The following is a 15,837-nucleotide window of genomic DNA, read 5'->3' on the forward strand; positions in this document are numbered from 1 at the left end:
ACAAGATCAATGAGGAGATCACAACATGGCAATCCATGCCACCGTCCGCGCCGCCCTTCGCAACGCCCTGCTGGCCGCCGGCGCACTGGCGTTGATCGTTCCGGCCGCCAGCGTGCAGGCTGGCCCGTTCAGCTGGCTGGGCGGCGGCGAGCGCGTGCAGGGCAGCGGCAAGATCACCCGGCAGACCCGCGACGTCGGCCACTTCAGCGGCCTGGCGCTGGCCCTGCCGGGCGACGCGGAAGTACGGCTCGGCAATACCGACAGCATCATCGTCGAGACCGACGACAATCTGCAGGCGCTGGTGGAAACCGTGGTGGAGAACGAAACGCTGCGGGTCCGCCCCGTGAAGCGCAATATGCGGCTCGACACGCGCAACATGAAAATCATCGTGCAGGCCAAGAGCCTGGAGCGTATTTCGGTGGGCGGTTCCGGCACGGTGGATGCAGAGAACCTCAAAGGCGCCAACTTGACCTTCGACGTGGGCGGCTCGGGTTCGATCAACGTGCGCGGCATGGAAAGCGAGTCGGTGTCGGTGGCGCTGGGCGGCAGCGGCAGCCTGAAGGCCAGCGGCAACACCGAGCGGCTGAAGGTGTCGATTGGCGGTTCGGGCAAGGTCAACATCGGCCAGCTTGCGGCGCGCGACGCCTCGGTCAGCATCGGCGGCTCTGGCCAGGCCACGGTGTGGGCCAAGCAATCGCTCAACCTGAGCGTGGCCGGCTCCGGCGACGTGGGCTATTACGGCGATCCGCAGATCAGCAAGTCCATCATGGGTTCGGGCAGCGTCAAGCGCCTGGGCACGGTCCCGCAATAAAGCTAGTACAGATTACTCCAGCCCGGCAGGCGCACACCCCGCCGGGCTGCGTTATTCGGCGTTGAACAGCTCTTGCACGCTGGCGCCGTCCAGCAGGCGGTCCAGCCAGGCCTCCAGTTGCGGCGCAGCAGCCGACTTGATCTGCGCCGCCACGGCGGCCGGCACCGCGCGCGACTGACGCCTGACTGTCCGCTTCACCACCTCTCTCAATGCCTCAAGCCGGCCCAACTCCACACCTGCCGCCATACCTGCTGCCTTACCTGCCGCCATACCTAGCGCCTTGCCTTCGGCCTTCCCCTCCGCCACCCCTTCAGCCCGGGCCGCGGCACACTCGCGCCGACGCGTCTCTTTCGCCTCTCGCACGATGGACTGCGTCCATTCATCCAGTGTCAAATTTCCCATAACAAACTCCTCATCCGGCACAAAGTCAGCCATGCATTCCTTGCGCTGCACGCAACCGGACAGCCAGCGCAACAAGCTGTCGCGGAGCGGTTGAGCACAGCCAGCCTGAAGCCAATTAGCCAGTGACCTCAACACATCCACACAGGCCTGCCGGGAACGAGACTGCTCAAGAGCGAACAGGGCAGCTACAACGTTCCGCTCGGTATCATCCAACGCCGTCCGGACTTTGCTTTGATCTATCAACAGATATTTTAGTTCGGGCTGGAATTCTGCCAAGCCTTCCGGCTGCGCCAAACGCAGTCCCGACAGGCTATGGCTCGCATTCCACGGCCGTTTGCCGCTATATAAAACAATGGGCAGCACCGGCGGCAGCTTGCCGCGCCGGTTGAGTTTGCGCTGCCTGATCAGGTCTTGGTACAGCAAGCCGACATAGACCTGCATGCGTAACGCCATCCAGCGATCGCTGCTGGATTGAAATTCCAGCACAAGGTAGATGTAGACGCATTCCCCGCCCACCCGCAAGCGCCAAACCATATCGTCATGCCGGTGTTCGCCATTTTCACCAACATAGCTGGCGTTGATGCGCTCGAAAGCGGATAGCTTGAGATCCTTGGCCCATGAATAGGGCACAAAGCCGCGCAGCAAGTCCCGCATCAGCTCGGGATAGGCAAAGAGCTGCTTGTAGCCAGTGTCGTGATCAGCTTTCATGGGCCGATTCTAGGGCGGCGCAAGGACATGCAGCGGCATTGCACGTGCGCGGTTTGGCCGGGCTCAAGCGGAATCAAAAAAAAGCCCGGCGCGGGGCCGGGCTGGGGAACTTAGAGGTCGAACTTGAGTTCCGCGATCAGCGTGCGCTGGGTGTAGGGGTGGAAGGCCCAGTACTTACGGTTGTTCAGGTTGTCGATGCCGAACGAGCCGGTCCATTGCGCGTTGAAGCGGTAGCGCACCCGCACGTCGGTGACGAAGTAGTCCGACACGCCGGTGTAGGTGGCGCCGTTGGGGTCGCTATTGTCCAGCGTACCGTACTGCCGGCCGCTGTAGCGCGCGCCGACGCTGGTGGTCCACTTGTCGCCGACGTGGTAGGACGCCAGCAGCGTGGCCCGCCAGTCCGGCACGCGCGGCTGACGCTTGCCCACGCTCGCCGGCAGCCTGTCGTTGCGTGCGATTTCAGAGTCGGCGTAGGTCATGCTGCCGGTCAGCGACAGGCCGTGCACCAGCACGTGGTCCGCCTGGTAGGACAGTTCCAGGCCGGTGGTGCGGATTTCGCCCACGTTCTGCACCGTGTTCACGGTGGGCGTCAGCGCCTGCGAATACAGCGCGTCGTGCGTATTTTCGTGGAACACGGTGGCGCGCAGCAGGCCGCGCTCCAGCATGCGTTCGGCGGTCAGCTCGGTGGTCCAGGACTTTTCGGCGCGCAGCGTGGGATCGGTGTTGACGATCCGGTTATCCACGATGGAACCCTGGAACAGTTCGGCCGCCGTGGGATTGCGCACCGCGCGCCCGGTGGACACTTTCAGCGTCCACAGGTCCGAGGCGCGGTAGGCCAGCGCCGCCTTGGGCGACCAGCTGTTCTCGCTGCGCGCGGGAAAGCGCAGCAGGCCGCCCGTGCCGGGACTGGCCGCCAGGCTGGCCGCGCTGGACAGCTCGCCGCCAAACGCTTGCCAGCGCTCGAAACGCAGGCCCAGGGTCGCCTTCCACGGCTCGCCGATGCGCCAGGTGTCCTGCGCGTACAGGCTTTCCAGGCGCGTTTCGCCGTTAAAGGTGGACACGTGCCTGCCGTCGTCCGCGCTGATCCAGTCCGCGCCGCTAAAGACGTGCGTGCGCAGCTTGGCGCTGTCGCGCTGCACGCCGAAATCAATCACGTGCGCGCCCCGGCCGCCCTCCCCGCCGCCGGCACCCGGCCGCCACGTGCCTTTCAGCGCCAGCGTATTCCAGCCGCTGCCGCCCATGTCCGTGACATTGCCCTGCCCTGGCGTGTCCAGATCCGGCACCGCCACGGTCGGCGTGCGCACGCGGTCCTTCGCGTAGTCGTACAGGCTGGCCGCCACTTCCCAGCTGAACACACCCTTGCCGTGCTGCTTGAGCGAGAAGCCATGCATTACGTGTTCCAGCTCGCCCCGGCTGGGCGCGAAGTCCGAAGGCAGCAGGCTGTACTTCGCGCCGTCCACATTGATATCGCCCTGGTAGACCAGCTTGGCGGCCGCGTCGCGCAGATAAGACTGCGAGCTGCGCCCGGCCTCGTTCTTCCACCAGCCCAGCGTATAGCTGGCGCGCAGTACCGGCGACACATCGTAGGCCAGCTTCACCTTGGCGTGGTCCTGCACCGTGTGAATCTGGTTGGTGGCGCCCAGGATCAGCCAGTCCTTGTTGGCCGGATTGCGGTCGGCGATGGCGCCCGTCACCGGCACACCGCCGCCAGGCGTGCCCTGCGTGCGCAGCTTGTTGGCGAAACCGATAGGCTGGCCATTGCTGTCCAGGCGCGACACGTCCACCCACCACGACCACGCGCCCTGGCGGTTGCCGATCGAAGCGCTGCCCTGCTTGCCGTAATGGCGCGTGTCGCTGCCGTACTGCTGGAAGCCCTGGCCGTAGCCCGAAAGCTTCACGTGCGCCTCCAGGCGCGCCGGCATGCGGGTCTGGAAGTCGACCACGGCGCCCACCGAGTTGCCGGGATAGGCGGCCGAGAACGGCCCGTACAGCACGTCCACGCGCTCGATTTCCTCCGGCGACACCAGCCCCCAGCGCGGCGTGAAGGTGGCGCCGTTGCCCAGCAAATTGGACAGCAGGATGCCGTCCGCGTACACCATGGAGCGCGCGCTGTTGCCGGTGCCGGAAGCCCGGCTGGCCAGCACGGCATGGTCATAGTCGCCGATGTAGCGCTTGCGCACGTTCAGGCTGGGCAGGTATTTCAGCGCGTCTTCACTGTCGCTGGCGTTGATGCGGTCTTCAATCTGCGCGCCGGTGATGCCCTCGATCGTGGTGGGGATCTGCGTCGGCAGGGAGCTCGGGCGGCCGCCATTGACGGTGACCACCGCATGATCCGCGTGCGCTGGACAAATCACGGACGCAGCAGCGCCCATCGCCGCCAGCATCACTGCCAGCGGCTTGCGTGTCAACTTGTTCATGATGTCCTCAGTGCTGGTGGGCGGCGCCTTCGGCGGGGAGGACGTTCAGGACCGGTGCGGGCGCCTTGAGTCTGGCGCCTGCCTCGCCCGGGAGTTCATCCCAGGCCAGGCTGCCCTTGACGCATTCCTGCACGATCTTGAAATACAGCTTGCCCGCTTCCGCGGGCAGCCTGGCCTGCACGGTGAACTCGTCGAAATAAGCGTCCGCCAGCGGGCCGCCGCTCCAGGTCACTTCGCGCACGGCGCTGGTGACCTTGCGTCCATGCGACTCCACCGGCACCGACAGCTTGCCTTCCACGGTGCGGATCTGCCAGCCCGGCTTGGGCATGGGCTTGGTGCCCGTCACGGATTCCGGCAGCATGACCGTAATGGCCCTGGTGGGGCTGCCGTCGCAGCCATGGCCAACGCGGAAGGTCAGCTTCTGGTAACTGTCCGCCAGGCCGGTCTGCTGCTCCAGCGTGACGTGGGCGTGCGATGGCGCCGCCAGCAGCGGGCACGCCGCAAGCGCAACAAGAGCAAGGTTCTTCTTCATGGCGCCCTCACTTCGCGGAATAGGTGAGCGGCCGCACGGCCACATTCAGCTCGATGGTTTCGAGCTTCTTGTCCTTCTTCTGCACCACCAGCGTGAGCGGCACGGTTTCGCCTTCTTTCAGCTGCCGCTTCAGCTGCATCAGCATGATGTGGTAGCCGCCCGAGGCCAGCTCCACGGTCTTGCCGGCAGGGAGGTCGATGCCGTTCACCTGCTGCATTTTCATGACATTGTTTTCCATCCCCATCTGATGGATCTCGGCCATGCCGGCCACGCTGGAGCGCACCTCGACCAGGCGCGCGTCCTGCGCGGACTGGATTTGCATGAAGGCGCCGCTGGCTTTGGCGGCGGGCACCGTGGCGCGCACCCATGGGTCCTTGACGGTGACCTGGGCCTGGACGGCGGCGGCGAAGGACATCAGCGCAATGGCGCCTGCGAAGAATTTGGTTTTCATATCTACCTCTGAAACGATTACGGAACGCGCCCGAAGGCGCTGCTGTAAAACGGAATCAGGCGTGCGCGGGCGGCCCGCGCGGGCGCGACGCCGACCACGCAGCAAGCGGCTGCGGCGCGCGGTAGAACAGGAATGGATGGAGCCGGGACTGGACGGCGAACGGCAGGCCGGACACCATGGACGGCGGCATGCCGAAGGAACCGGCGTGGGTGGCGCAGTAGCCGCAATCCTCGCCCATGGACATGGCCTTCCGGTCTTCCTCGCCGTCCATCTGCAGGAAGGGGGCCGGCAGCGGCTTGCTCTTGTCGGCACGGCAGATTTCAAACGCGGCAGGGTTGCCTTCGGCGGCGGCCAGGGCATGCGAAATGGACGGCGCGAGCGCGTTCATCAGCACCGCGATGATCGCGATCCAGATCCACTGCGCCTGGCGCTGCCAGCGTGTTGTCCATCTCGTTTGCATGATGGGGCATTATACAGAAGCTAGCGCCCCGCCGCATCCAGCGCGGCCGCCAGGTCCTGGGCCGCGCGCCAGCGCTGCGCTGGCGCCGGATGCGCAAACTGCTCGAAATTCGGTGCATGGCTGGAACGCACCAGCTTCTGGAAATACCGTGCCAGCAAAGGCGCAGGCCAGCCCACGCGCCACGCCAGCTTCAGGCCTTCGCGGTCCGCCTCGGCCTCCTGGCGCATGCCCAGCGGCGCCAGCTTGCGCATCAGCGCAGAGTCGCTGTCGACCGCGTCCTGCAGCTCGGCGAAGGGCCGCTCGCGCCAGGCCGGCTCCAGGCGCATGGCTTCCTCGTATTCCTGCAGGTTATGGCGCAGCACCGCATGGCAAATCTCGTGCGCCAGCAGCATGGCCAGTTCGGCGTCGGTCAGCAGCAGCTTGTGCACATAGGCGCGGCTGACCATCAGCTTGCCGCCCGCCATGGCGTAGGCGCTCTCGTCGTCCTCCGGCGCCGTGTGGACTTCCCACTGCCAGCCGGCCGATTCCGGATAGTCGTGCACCGCCTGCGCGATCAGCGGCCTGGCGATGCGCTGCACCCGCTGGTGGAAGGCGGGGTCGGCATCGAGCTGGTGCCGGGCCTGCAGTTCCTGCATGCGCTCGCGGTACAGGCGCTCGGCGCCGGCCATGACTTCGGCCTGCGTCAGCGCCGCGGCGGCGCCTGCATAGGCAAGAAGGATTAGTGCGAATGAATAGCGGCGCATGCGGGCATTCTGCCACAGCGCCGCAGGAGAAGCCGCCAGCGGGGGTGCTTAGCGCTCGCCCTTGAAGATCTCGCGCTCGATCAGCACGGTCTCGCTGCCGTCGGTCAGCCAGATCTGGCCGTCCTGGATGGTGCATTGCAGCTGCATGGTGCGCTGGGCCATCTTGGCCAGCTGCTCGGTGGCTTCGGACTGCAGGTTGACCACGGTGAGGTTCTTGGCGCGCTCGACCTTGTTGGCCAGGCCCTTCCACCAGATATGGCTGGTGGCGTTGTAGCTGTACACCATCACCTGCTCCGAGCGCCCCGCGCCCTTGAGCAGCTTCTTGTCGTCCGGCTGGCCCACTTCGATCCACAGCTGGATGGCGCCGGTCAGGTCCTTCTGCCACAGGTCCGGCTCGTCGGTGTCGAACAGGCCCTTGGTGAAGGTCAGGTGCTCGTGCGCGTGGATGGCGAAGGCCAGCAGGCGCACCATCATGCGTTCGTCGGTCTCCGACGGATGGCGCGCCAGGGTCAGCAGATGCGTGTCGTAATAATTGCGGTCCATGTCCGCAATCGATAGTTCGGCTTTGTAGATTGTTGCTTTGAGGGCCATTGCTAACTTCTATGTTCAGTAAGGGTTATTTGAATACGACGGTCTTGGCGCCGTTCTGCAGCACGCGGTGTTCCGTGAACCACTTCACGGCACGCGCCAGCACCACGCACTCGACGTCGCGGCCGATGGCCGACAGCGTGTCCGCGTCCATCGAATGGTCCACGCGCTCCACGTCCTGCTCGATGATCGGGCCTTCATCCAGGTCGCTGGTGACGAAGTGCGCCGTGGCGCCGATCAGCTTCACGCCGCGGTGGTGCGCCTGCGCGTAGGGCTTGGCGCCCTTGAAACTGGGCAGGAAGGAATGGTGGATGTTGATGGCCTTGCCCTTCAGGCGCGCGCACAGCTGGGGCGACAGGATCTGCATGTAGCGCGCCAGCACCACCAGGTCGATCTGGTGGTTGTCCATCAGTTCGATGATGCGCGACTCCTGCGCCAGCTTGGCCTCTTCCGGCGCGCCGGCCGCCAGCGGCAGGTGGTGGAAGGGAATATTGTAACTGGCCGCCAGCTGGTAGAAGTCCATGTGGTTGGACACGATGGCCGGAATCTCCACCGGCAGCAGGCCGCTCTTGTAGCGGAACAGCAGGTCGTTCAGGCAGTGGCCGATCTTCGATACCATCAGCATCACGCGCGGCTTGACGTGGGCGTCGCGCAGCTTCCAGTCCAGCTGCATGGCCTCGCCCAGCTGCGCGAAATCGGCGCGCAGCTGGGCGTCGCTCACACCCGGCTCGTCCAGCGAAAAATGCACGCGCATGAAAAACAGCCGCGATTCGGCGTCGCCGAACTGCGCAGAGTCTATGATGTTGCAACCGTGTTCGGCCAAAAAGCCCGACACGCGGTGCACGATACCGCGCTGGTCCAGGCAGGACAGGGTGAGGATGTATTCTGGATGCGTCATGTCAGGAAAAATAGGTTAGACGAATATCAACCCGCTATTGTCGCATGCCTGCGCGGCAGTTCCATCAAAATGAAAAATAGCACGATCGTTCAATTCTAAGTTATAGTTAAAGAACTCACTATTTGGAGACATAAAATGACCTTGGAGAACCTGCAATTCCGCTTGGCCAGCCGTCCGGTCGGCATGGCCAAAGCATCCGACTTCCAGCAGGCGGCCGAGCCGCTGCGCGACCTGGCGGACGGTGAAATCACCGTCAAGACGCTATACCTGTCGCTCGACCCGGCCATGCGCGGCTGGATGAACGACGCCAAGTCCTACATCCGCCCGGTGGCGATCGGCGAAGTGATGCGCGCCGGCGGCGTGGGCGAAGTGGTGGCGTCCAAGTCGCCCAAGTACGCGGTGGGCGACATCGTGTCCGGCGGCATAGGCGTGCAAGCCTACTGGCAGGGCGCAGCGGACGACAAGAGCGCTTCCTTCTTCAAGATCGACAGCCGCCTGGCGCCGCTGACCACATGGATGAACACCCTGGGCATGCCCGGCATGACGGCCTACTTCGGCCTGCTGGAAGTGGGCCAGCCGAAAGCCGGCGAAACGGTGGTGGTGTCCGGCGCGGCCGGCGCCGTGGGGCAGACCGTGGGCCAGGTGGCCAAGCAGCTGGGCTGCCGCGTGGTCGGCATTGCCGGCGGCAAAGAGAAATGCGACTTCGTGGTCAATGAGCTCGGCTTCGACGCCTGCATCGACTACAAGACCGGCTCGGTGCGCGACGGCCTGAAGGAACACTGCCCGCAAGGCGTGGACGTGTACTTCGACAATGTGGGCGGCGACATCCTGGACACCGTGCTGACGCGCATCAACATGAAGGCGCGCATCGTCATCTGCGGCGCCATCTCGCAGTACAACAACACCACGCCGGTGAAAGGCCCCGCCAACTATCTGTCGCTGCTGGTGAACCGCGCGCGCATGGAAGGCATGGTGGTGTTCGACTACGCCGACCGCTACCATCTGGGCGTGGCCGCGCTGGCCGGCTGGCTCAAGGAAGGCAAGATCAAAAGCAAGGAAGACGTGGTGCAGGGACTGGAAAACTTCCCGCAGGCATTGACGATGCTGTTTGAAGGAAAAAATTTCGGCAAACTTGTGCTTAAAGTCGCCTGAACCGCATTCTTGCGGAACTAAGCGCCATGACACTTCTCTAATTGACGGAGCAGCCAGCTTGGCTGCCCGTCCAACGTTCACTACGATTAAGGAGAAGAGTCATGGCTACAAATCAAGGCGATCAGACCAAAGGCGGCGCCAGCAAGGGCACGGCAAAACGCGGCTTCGCGGCGATGGATGAAGCGCAGCAGCGCAGCAGCGCCAGCAAGGGCGGACAGGCCGCGCACCAGAAAGGCACGGCGCATGAATTCGATTCTGAGGAAGCGCGCCGCGCTGGCCAGAAAGGCGGCGAAGCGGTCAGCCGCGACCGCGAGCACATGGCGGAGATCGGCCGCAAAGGCGGCGAGAGCCGCCAGTCGGCCAACCGTGCGGCGGGCAATCGCCAGGGCGGCAGCGGCAGTGGCGGCAAAGCGGAAGAGAAGTAAGCAGCCCCCCCCTCTTTTGCCAGAGGCGCGCACTGCACTATAGCGTCCGCCGTGTTTCACCGTGCTGGGCTAGAATCGGCAAGCCCGCTGGCAAGGGCCAGCGTTTGCTACCGATTCTACCCACCATCACGAGGCAAACATGACTGCAATCTCGAAACAGGGCGGCGACGCGCTGACCACTCCCACCGACCTGGGCCCCAAGGCGCGCAAGGAAGTCACGCTGGGCCTGAACCGCCTGCTGGCGGACGCGTTCGCGCTCTACATCAAATGCAAGAACTTCCACTGGCACGTGAGCGGCCCGCACTTCCGTTCCTACCACCTGCTGCTGGACGAGCAGGCCACCGCCGTGTATGCCATGCTGGACCCGGTGGCCGAGCGCGTGCGCAAGCTGGGCGGCAGCACGCTGCGCTCGGTGGGCCACATTGCCGAACTGCAGCGCATCAAGGACAACAACGCCGAGTACGTGGACCCGGTGGCCATGCTCAACGAACTGCGCGAAGATAACCAGCAGCTGGTGAAGTTCATGCGCGAAGTGCACGACATCTGCGACGAGGACAATGACATTGCCACCGCCAGCCTGCTAGAAAACTGGATCGACGAAGCGGAACAGCGCATCTGGTTCCTGTTCGAATCGACCCGCTAAAAAATTGTCGGCAAGGCATGCTAGAATCGGTCGAACCTCAACCACAAGGTTCGCTCCGACATGGCACAGTTTCCACTCGATACCCTGGCCGCCTACGTGGCAGCCGTCCTGCTGCTGGTGATCGCTCCGGTCCTGACAACATCCTGGCCATCAGCCGCGGCCTGAGCCAGGGCCGCACGGCCGCTACCCTGTCCGCTTGCGCCGCAGGGCTGGGCATCATGCTGCACTCCGTCGCTGCGGCACTGGGGCTGACGCTGCTGATCCAGGCGTCGCCCGCTGCCTTCTGGGCCGTCAAGCTGGCCGGCGCCGCCTACCTGCTCTATCTGGGCTATAAGGCGCTCAGCTCGCACGGCCTGATCTCGTTCCAGCCTGCCGCGCAGCAAAGCCTGCGCAGCATTTTTGCCAGCGGCCTGCTGTCCACCATCCTCAATCCCAAACCCGGCCTGTTCGTGCTGGCCTTCATCCCGCAGTTCGTGAGCGCTGAGCGCGGCTCGGTGACGGTGCAGATGCTGGCCTACGGTGCTATTTTCGCCGTGCTCACCGCCGCCATCTTTGCGCTCATGGGCTGCTACGCGGCCAAGCTGTCGGACTGGATAGCGCAGCGCCCGCGTGCCACCAAAGGCCTCAACGTCGGCGCCGGGGTGGCCTTCGTAGCCTCCGGCATCTCGATACTCGCCCTGGGCAACCGCCGCTAAGCCGGCACGCCCACGATCACGCTGGAGGCCTTGAACAGGGCGGTTGCCTCCATGCCCTCCTCCAGCGCCAGCGCCGCGCAGCTTTCCAGGGTCACGGTGGCGCCTATGGTGCCGCCGCCGGGCAGCGCAATACTCACGTCCGCGCTCACCGCGCCAGGCAGCAGGCGCGACACCACGCCGGTCAGCTGGTTGCGCGCCGATAAGCGCGCGCCGTCGGCGCCGGTGGCAATCATGACCGAGGACGCTTTCACCAGTGCGAACGCGTCCGATCCCGGTTTCAAACCAAGGCTGGCCGTGCTTTCGTGCGTGATGACGGCGACGATGCGCTGACCGCCGACGATGTCGATGGTTACTTCATCATTCACCGCGCCGGTCTTGATAGCCGACACGGTGCCGGCAAAATGGTTGCGCGCGCTGGTTTTCATCTTCATGGTCTGGATCAGGAGGAAGTCGTCGGCCAGCGCATGCGACTGGCGGCTCAGGTGCTCTACGAACAAGCGGTGCTCGCGCTCTATCTTGTGGAAGTTTTCCACCAGCTGCGCACCGCGCCTGGTGAGCCGCGTGCCGCCGCCGCCCTTGCCTCCCGCTACCCGCTCCACCAGCGGCTCGCCAGCCAGGTTGTTCATTGCCTCGATCGCGTCCCAGGCGCCCTTGTAGCTCATCTTCACCGCCTTGGCTGCCTGCGTGATGGAGCCGCATTCCGCGATGCTGGCCAGCAGCGCCACGCGGTTCGCGCCGCCCAGGTGCTCGCCGCCCACCGTCATCCAGACCTTGCCCTCCAGGGCCAGCACGGCATCCTTATCCATTCCCGTCCTCCTCGAGGATGGCGCCGTCGGCCATCGTCAGCACATGCCCGCCGAAGACGCGCGCGTCCTCCGGGTCGTGGGTAATCATCAGCATGGGAATGTCCAGGCGGCGCTGCAGGGCGTCCAGCTCTTCGCGCATGCGCACCCGCAGCATCGGGTCCAACGCAGCGAAGGGTTCGTCCAGCAGCAGCGCAGCCGGGTCGGCGATCAGCGCGCGCGCCAGCGCCACCCGCTGCCGCTGACCGCCCGACAGCTGCGAGGGCAGCTGCTGCGCCACCGCCTGCAGCTGGAAAGCGTCCAGCCAGTACGCCAGCCGCTCGCCATCGACACGCGGCGCGGGATTGAACCAGCCGCGGTTCGACCAGCCGCGATGCAAGCCGAACACAATATTCTGGCGCACGTTCAGGTGCGGGAACAGGGCGTAGTCCTGGAACAGGTAGCCCACGCGGCGGCGCTGCACCGGCAAGTTGATGCGCGCGGCGCTGTCGAACAGGCGGCGCCCGCCCAATTCAATGCTGCCGGCGTCCGGCGTGATCAAGCCGGCCACCGCTTTGAGCAGCATGCTCTTGCCCGCGCCGGAAGCGCCATAGATGACGATGCGGCGGCTGTCCGAGCGCAGGCGCGCCCTGAGCGTGAATTTGCGCGTGCCGGCGCGCAGGGTCTTGGCGATGTCGAGCTGGATCTGCATGTCAGGGTTGCCGCATGGGCGTGAGTTTGTTGGCCAGCACCAGTACCGCAACGCAGGTCACCGAGGTGATGACGACCAGCAGGTTCGCGGTATCGTCCTGCCCTGCCTGGACCGCCTCGTATACCGCAATCGACAGGGTCTGCGTCTTGCCGGGTATGCTGCCCGCCACCATCAGTGTGGCGCCGAATTCGCCCATGGAGCGCGCGAAAGCGAGCAAGGTGCCCGCCAGTACGCCGCGCCAGGCCAGCGGCAGGGTCACACGCAGGAATACGCCGGTGGCCGACACGCCCAGCACGCGGGCGGCGTCCTCCAGCTGCGTGTCCACCGTTTCGAACGCCGAGCGCGCCGCCTTCAGCACCAGCGGGAAGGCCACCACCGCAGCGGCAATCACCGCTGCCTGCCAAGTGAAGATCAGGTTGATGCCGAAGTGATCCTGCAGCCAGTGGCCTATCGGGCCGTTGCGGCCGATCAGCACAAGCAGGTAATAGCCCAGCACCGTGGGCGGCATTACCATCGGCAAAGTCAGGATGGCATCCAGCATATCGCGGCCGGGGAAACGCGCGCGCGCCAGCAAGTAGCCCAGCGCCACGCCGAACACCACGTCCAGCAAGGTGGCCCACAGCGCCACCTTCAGCGACAGCGACAACGCGATCCATGCCGGCTCCATCATTTAAGGACGTCCGAAACCGTATTTGGCCAGGATGGCCTGGCCGGCCGGCGCCAGCGCGTAGGCCAGGAAGCCGGCCCCGCCGGCGGCGTTGGGCGCCGTGCGGATGGCGGCGATGGGATACAGTACCGGCGTATCGGTCGGCACCGGCAGCGCCACTTTGACTTTCTCCTTCATCGCCAGTGCATCGGTGGCGTAGACGAATCCGGCGTCGACTTCGCCGCGCGCCACGTAGTCCAGGCTTTGGCGCACCGATGCGCCGAAGATCAGCTTCGGCTCGACAGCTGCCCACAAGCCGGCCTTTTCCAGCGCCTGTTTCGTATAACGCCCTGCCGGAACGCTGGCCGGATTGCCCATGGCGACCCTGGCCACGGCAGGCAGGCGCAGGTCCGCCAGGCTATGCACCGGCAAGCTACTGGCCGACGGCACCACCAGCACCAGCGTATTGCTAACGAAATTCCTGCGGCTGCCGGCGGCCAGCAACTGCTGCTGCGCGGCCTTGTCCATCGCCTCCTGGTCGGCGGACGCAAACACATCCACCGGCGCGCCCTTGGCGATCTGCGCCACCAGCGCATCCGAGGCGGCGAAGTTGAGCAGCACCTTGTGGCCGGGATGCGCGGCCTCGTAAGCCTGCGCCAGTTCCTTGAAGGCATTGGTCAGGCTGGCGGCGGCGGACACGGTAATGTCGGCGGCAAACGCCCCGCCCATGGCCGTCCCCAGCGCGGCGGCGGCACACATCTTTTTCAGCATCAAGCACTCCTTCAGACCGGAAAACCGCAATATACTCGATTATATAGCGGAGTGTGATACATTCTCGCCTCCCCACCTCTCCGGCAAGTCTTATATGCAGCCCCTGAAGTACCTGAGCGCCTATTCCGAGCAAATGCAGCAGCAAGTCCAGCAACTGATCGCGCAGGACAAGCTGGGCGACGTGCTGAAGAAGCGCTACCCGAGCGCACACGACATCCGCACCGACAAGGCGCTGTACCAGTACGTCCAGGATCTGCGGAATGAGCACCTGCGCAACGCGGCGCCGATCGACAAGGTGGCTTTCGACAGCAAGATCCACGTCATCAACCACGCGCTGGGGCTGCACACGTCGATCTCGCGGGTGCAGGGCGGCAAGCTGAAAGCCAAGCACGAAATCCGCGTGGCCACCATGTTCAAGGAAGTGCCGCTGGAATTCCTGCGCATGATCGCCGTGCACGAGCTGGCGCACGTGAAGGAAAAGCAGCACGACAAGGCGTTCTACAAGCTGTGCACCTATATGGAACCGAACTACCACCAGTACGAATTCGACCTGCGCCTCTACCTCACCCAGCTCGACCTGAGCGGCACCAAGCTCTGGTAGGAGCCCGCAACAAAAAACAATGGGGTCAGGGTTAGTTTTCGCGCAGCGAAAAACTAACCCTGACCCCATTTTTTGTGCAAGATTTCTTAGCGGAAGCGCTGCAGCAGCGCGCCGGGGTCGGATTCCACCAGCACCATGGCCGCGTGCTGCGGGCGGATGAAGCCTTGCCCGGTGGCGTGGCCGATGAAGCCGACCAGGCTGTCGTAAAAGCCGTCCACGTTGAGCAACCCTACCCGCTTGCTGTGGATGCCAAGCTGGGACCAGGTCAGCATCTCGAACAGTTCTTCCATCGTACCCATGCCGCCGGGCATGGCGATGAAGCCGTCCGAGAGCGAGGCCATCATGGCTTTGCGCTCGTGCATGTCCTTGACGACGAACTGGCGCGTCAAGCCGGTGTGCGCGACTTCGCGCTGCACCAGCGCGGTCGGAATCACGCCCGTCACTTCGCCGCCCAGGCTCAGCACTTCGTCGGCGATCACGCCCATCAGTCCCACATTGCCGCCGCCGTACACCAGCGACAAATTCATCTCCACCATGCCGCGCGCCAGCGCCCTGGCGGCTTCCGCGTAGCGCGGCGAGACGCCGCCATTGGAGCCGCAATATACACACAACGATTTCACGCTTATTCTTCCTCTATCTCGGCTTTTGCCAATTCCACGTCCAGCCGCTCGTTCGCATCGCGCGCTTCGTGCGCGGCCGCCTCTTCGTACAAGGCGACAGCTTCGTCCATTTTCTTCTTCCCGTCCAGCATGGCGAGCGCATTGGCATATTCGATACGCGCTATGGCACTGTCAGGATTCAGCTCCAGCGCCTTCTTGAACAGCCTGTAGCCTTCTTCCTTTTTCGCGCCGTAGGTCAGGCCGCCTATCATGGCGCCCACCTTGTCGACGATCTCGGCGTGGTAGCTGCCCAGCGCGATGTGCGCGTCGGCATGCCTGGGCGCCAGCTTGATGGCCGTGTCCAGGCTGTTCTTCACCTTGGCGCCGATGCCCTGCGCCAGCGCCTTCACCACCGAGATGCCCTGCGCGTAGCGGCCCAGCGAGTAGGCGTGCCAGTAGTACGCGGCGGCGTTCTTGGGCTGCTCCTGCTGATGCTGTTCACAGCGCCCCGACACTTCCAGGAACATGGCGAGCTTTTTCTTTTCGCTCGCTTCCAGGTAGGTGGCGTAGATGCAGGTGGCGCGGTGCGCCACCGAGTAGCCGTCAGCCCCCTGGGCCAGGCCCAGTTCGGCGGCCTTCTCGAAGTCGCCGGCATGGTAGGCAATCCACGCTTGCACCAGTTCAGCCTTGGCCGGGAACGGCTCGGCGTCGTTGGCATGCAGGCGCGGCCAGGCTTTCTTCAGGCTGGCCGCCGTGTGGACGTATGCGTCTTCCGGGTAGGGGAAGGTCTTCCATGCCATG

General features: G+C 64.7%; 20 protein-coding genes. 6 read left to right on the forward strand and 14 right to left on the reverse strand.

Annotated features, from left to right (window positions below):
• Positions 1–25: 25 nt before the first annotated feature.
• The gene (locus ASC94_RS30165; RefSeq protein WP_056404986.1) at positions 26–811 is read left to right on the forward strand and encodes a head GIN domain-containing protein; all 786 of its coding nucleotides are present in this window, start codon (positions 26–28) and stop codon (positions 809–811) included.
• Between the two features lie 51 nt (positions 812–862).
• Here the strand turns inward: ASC94_RS30165 and ASC94_RS30170 are convergent, their stop codons facing one another.
• From ASC94_RS30170 to purU, 8 genes are all read right to left on the reverse strand, one after another.
• Positions 863–1,921, reverse strand: coding sequence for an Rpn family recombination-promoting nuclease/putative transposase (locus ASC94_RS30170; RefSeq protein ID WP_056404988.1), 1,059 nt, complete (start codon positions 1,919–1,921; stop codon positions 863–865).
• Between the two features lie 110 nt (positions 1,922–2,031).
• On the reverse strand, positions 2,032–4,338 hold the full coding sequence (locus ASC94_RS30175) for a TonB-dependent receptor (protein WP_056404991.1): 2,307 nt from the start codon (positions 4,336–4,338) through the stop codon (positions 2,032–2,034).
• A 7-nt stretch (positions 4,339–4,345) separates the two neighbouring features.
• A complete protein-coding gene (locus ASC94_RS30180) occupies positions 4,346–4,870 on the reverse strand; it encodes a YcnI family protein (RefSeq protein WP_056404993.1) in 525 nt (174 codons plus the stop codon).
• A gap of 7 nt (positions 4,871–4,877) precedes the next feature.
• Complete coding sequence (locus tag ASC94_RS30185; RefSeq protein WP_056404994.1) at positions 4,878–5,321, reverse strand: copper chaperone PCu(A)C; 444 nt, start codon at positions 5,319–5,321, stop codon at positions 4,878–4,880.
• 55 nt (positions 5,322–5,376) lie between these two features.
• On the reverse strand, positions 5,377–5,781 hold the full coding sequence (locus ASC94_RS30190) for a DUF2946 domain-containing protein (RefSeq protein ID WP_056404995.1): 405 nt from the start codon (positions 5,779–5,781) through the stop codon (positions 5,377–5,379).
• A gap of 20 nt (positions 5,782–5,801) precedes the next feature.
• Complete coding sequence (locus ASC94_RS30195) at positions 5,802–6,524, reverse strand: M48 family metalloprotease (protein ID WP_056404996.1); 723 nt, start codon at positions 6,522–6,524, stop codon at positions 5,802–5,804.
• Between the two features lie 48 nt (positions 6,525–6,572).
• Positions 6,573–7,115 (reverse strand): YaeQ family protein, encoded by a 543-nt coding sequence (locus ASC94_RS30200; RefSeq protein WP_056404997.1) that lies wholly within the window; start codon positions 7,113–7,115, stop codon positions 6,573–6,575.
• A 25-nt stretch (positions 7,116–7,140) separates the two neighbouring features.
• Complete coding sequence (purU, locus tag ASC94_RS30205) at positions 7,141–8,010, reverse strand: formyltetrahydrofolate deformylase (protein WP_056404998.1); 870 nt, start codon at positions 8,008–8,010, stop codon at positions 7,141–7,143.
• Positions 8,011–8,145: 135 nt separating this feature from the next.
• On the opposite strand from purU, the gene ASC94_RS30210 reads away from it, so the two are divergent.
• The 4 genes from ASC94_RS30210 (at position 8,146) to ASC94_RS30225 (ending at position 10,925) form a co-directional block, all read left to right on the forward strand.
• Entirely contained in the window at positions 8,146–9,162 is a 1,017-nt protein-coding gene (locus tag ASC94_RS30210; protein ID WP_056404999.1) for an NADP-dependent oxidoreductase, read from the forward strand.
• Between the two features lie 101 nt (positions 9,163–9,263).
• Complete coding sequence (locus tag ASC94_RS30215; protein ID WP_056405000.1) at positions 9,264–9,587, forward strand: KGG domain-containing protein; 324 nt, start codon at positions 9,264–9,266, stop codon at positions 9,585–9,587.
• 139 nt (positions 9,588–9,726) lie between these two features.
• Positions 9,727–10,230 carry a Dps family protein gene (locus ASC94_RS30220; protein ID WP_056405001.1) on the forward strand — a complete coding sequence of 168 codons (504 nt, stop codon included), beginning with the start codon at positions 9,727–9,729 and terminating at the stop codon, positions 10,228–10,230.
• A 188-nt stretch (positions 10,231–10,418) separates the two neighbouring features.
• Positions 10,419–10,925 (forward strand): LysE family translocator, encoded by a 507-nt coding sequence (locus ASC94_RS30225; protein WP_229417477.1) that lies wholly within the window; start codon positions 10,419–10,421, stop codon positions 10,923–10,925.
• Here the strand turns inward: ASC94_RS30225 and ASC94_RS30230 are convergent.
• The 4 genes from ASC94_RS30230 to modA are packed head-to-tail and all read right to left on the reverse strand — an operon-like array spanning position 10,922 to position 13,836.
• Complete coding sequence (locus tag ASC94_RS30230; protein WP_056405002.1) at positions 10,922–11,731, reverse strand: TOBE domain-containing protein; 810 nt, start codon at positions 11,729–11,731, stop codon at positions 10,922–10,924. The two genes, ASC94_RS30225 and ASC94_RS30230, sit on opposite strands and share 4 nt — an antisense overlap.
• Positions 11,724–12,419, reverse strand: coding sequence for an ATP-binding cassette domain-containing protein (locus tag ASC94_RS30235; RefSeq protein WP_056405003.1), 696 nt, complete (start codon positions 12,417–12,419; stop codon positions 11,724–11,726). The genes ASC94_RS30230 and ASC94_RS30235 overlap by 8 nt, the downstream gene beginning before the upstream one ends.
• Before the next feature lies 1 nt (position 12,420).
• Positions 12,421–13,086 (reverse strand): molybdate ABC transporter permease subunit, encoded by a 666-nt coding sequence (gene modB, locus ASC94_RS30240; RefSeq protein ID WP_056405444.1) that lies wholly within the window; start codon positions 13,084–13,086, stop codon positions 12,421–12,423.
• Between the two features lie 3 nt (positions 13,087–13,089).
• Complete coding sequence (modA, locus tag ASC94_RS30245) at positions 13,090–13,836, reverse strand: molybdate ABC transporter substrate-binding protein (RefSeq protein ID WP_056405004.1); 747 nt, start codon at positions 13,834–13,836, stop codon at positions 13,090–13,092.
• Between the two features lie 94 nt (positions 13,837–13,930).
• On the opposite strand from modA, the gene ASC94_RS30250 reads away from it, so the two are divergent.
• The gene (locus ASC94_RS30250) at positions 13,931–14,437 is read left to right on the forward strand and encodes a YgjP-like metallopeptidase domain-containing protein (protein WP_056405005.1); all 507 of its coding nucleotides are present in this window, start codon (positions 13,931–13,933) and stop codon (positions 14,435–14,437) included.
• A gap of 86 nt (positions 14,438–14,523) precedes the next feature.
• Here ASC94_RS30250 and ASC94_RS30255 read toward each other — a convergent pair whose 3' ends face one another.
• Both ASC94_RS30255 and ASC94_RS30260 read right to left on the reverse strand, forming a co-directional pair.
• Complete coding sequence (locus tag ASC94_RS30255; protein WP_056405006.1) at positions 14,524–15,057, reverse strand: TIGR00730 family Rossman fold protein; 534 nt, start codon at positions 15,055–15,057, stop codon at positions 14,524–14,526.
• 2 nt (positions 15,058–15,059) lie between these two features.
• Positions 15,060–15,836, reverse strand: a complete 777-nt coding sequence (locus ASC94_RS30260) for a hypothetical protein (RefSeq protein ID WP_056405007.1) — start codon at positions 15,834–15,836, stop codon at positions 15,060–15,062.
• Position 15,837: the final 1 nt, after the last annotated feature.

Source organism: Massilia sp. Root418, assembly GCF_001425265.1.
Lineage (GTDB): Bacteria > Pseudomonadota > Gammaproteobacteria > Burkholderiales > Burkholderiaceae_D > Rugamonas.

Excerpts from the sequence above, each read along its gene's own strand:
- ASC94_RS30260 (WP_056405007.1), bottom strand. The coding sequence starts at position 15,836 with ATGGCATGGAAGACCTTCCCCTACCCGGAAGACGCATACGTCCACACG.
- ASC94_RS30165 (WP_056404986.1), top strand. The coding sequence starts at position 26 with ATGGCAATCCATGCCACCGTCCGCGCCGCCCTTCGCAACGCCCTGCTG.
- ASC94_RS30210 (WP_056404999.1), top strand. The coding sequence starts at position 8,146 with ATGACCTTGGAGAACCTGCAATTCCGCTTGGCCAGCCGTCCGGTCGGC.
- modB (WP_056405444.1), bottom strand. The coding sequence starts at position 13,086 with ATGGAGCCGGCATGGATCGCGTTGTCGCTGTCGCTGAAGGTGGCGCTG.
- ASC94_RS30200 (WP_056404997.1), bottom strand. The coding sequence starts at position 7,115 with ATGGCCCTCAAAGCAACAATCTACAAAGCCGAACTATCGATTGCGGAC.
- ASC94_RS30180 (WP_056404993.1), bottom strand. The coding sequence starts at position 4,870 with ATGAAGAAGAACCTTGCTCTTGTTGCGCTTGCGGCGTGCCCGCTGCTG.
- ASC94_RS30220 (WP_056405001.1), top strand. The coding sequence starts at position 9,727 with ATGACTGCAATCTCGAAACAGGGCGGCGACGCGCTGACCACTCCCACC.
- ASC94_RS30190 (WP_056404995.1), bottom strand. The coding sequence starts at position 5,781 with ATGCAAACGAGATGGACAACACGCTGGCAGCGCCAGGCGCAGTGGATC.
- ASC94_RS30235 (WP_056405003.1), bottom strand. The coding sequence starts at position 12,419 with ATGCAGATCCAGCTCGACATCGCCAAGACCCTGCGCGCCGGCACGCGC.
- ASC94_RS30195 (WP_056404996.1), bottom strand. The coding sequence starts at position 6,524 with ATGCGCCGCTATTCATTCGCACTAATCCTTCTTGCCTATGCAGGCGCC.
- modA (WP_056405004.1), bottom strand. The coding sequence starts at position 13,836 with ATGCTGAAAAAGATGTGTGCCGCCGCCGCGCTGGGGACGGCCATGGGC.
- ASC94_RS30250 (WP_056405005.1), top strand. The coding sequence starts at position 13,931 with ATGCAGCCCCTGAAGTACCTGAGCGCCTATTCCGAGCAAATGCAGCAG.
- ASC94_RS30175 (WP_056404991.1), bottom strand. The coding sequence starts at position 4,338 with ATGAACAAGTTGACACGCAAGCCGCTGGCAGTGATGCTGGCGGCGATG.
- ASC94_RS30215 (WP_056405000.1), top strand. The coding sequence starts at position 9,264 with ATGGCTACAAATCAAGGCGATCAGACCAAAGGCGGCGCCAGCAAGGGC.
- ASC94_RS30185 (WP_056404994.1), bottom strand. The coding sequence starts at position 5,321 with ATGAAAACCAAATTCTTCGCAGGCGCCATTGCGCTGATGTCCTTCGCC.
- purU (WP_056404998.1), bottom strand. The coding sequence starts at position 8,010 with ATGACGCATCCAGAATACATCCTCACCCTGTCCTGCCTGGACCAGCGC.
- ASC94_RS30230 (WP_056405002.1), bottom strand. The coding sequence starts at position 11,731 with ATGGATAAGGATGCCGTGCTGGCCCTGGAGGGCAAGGTCTGGATGACG.
- ASC94_RS30170 (WP_056404988.1), bottom strand. The coding sequence starts at position 1,921 with ATGAAAGCTGATCACGACACTGGCTACAAGCAGCTCTTTGCCTATCCC.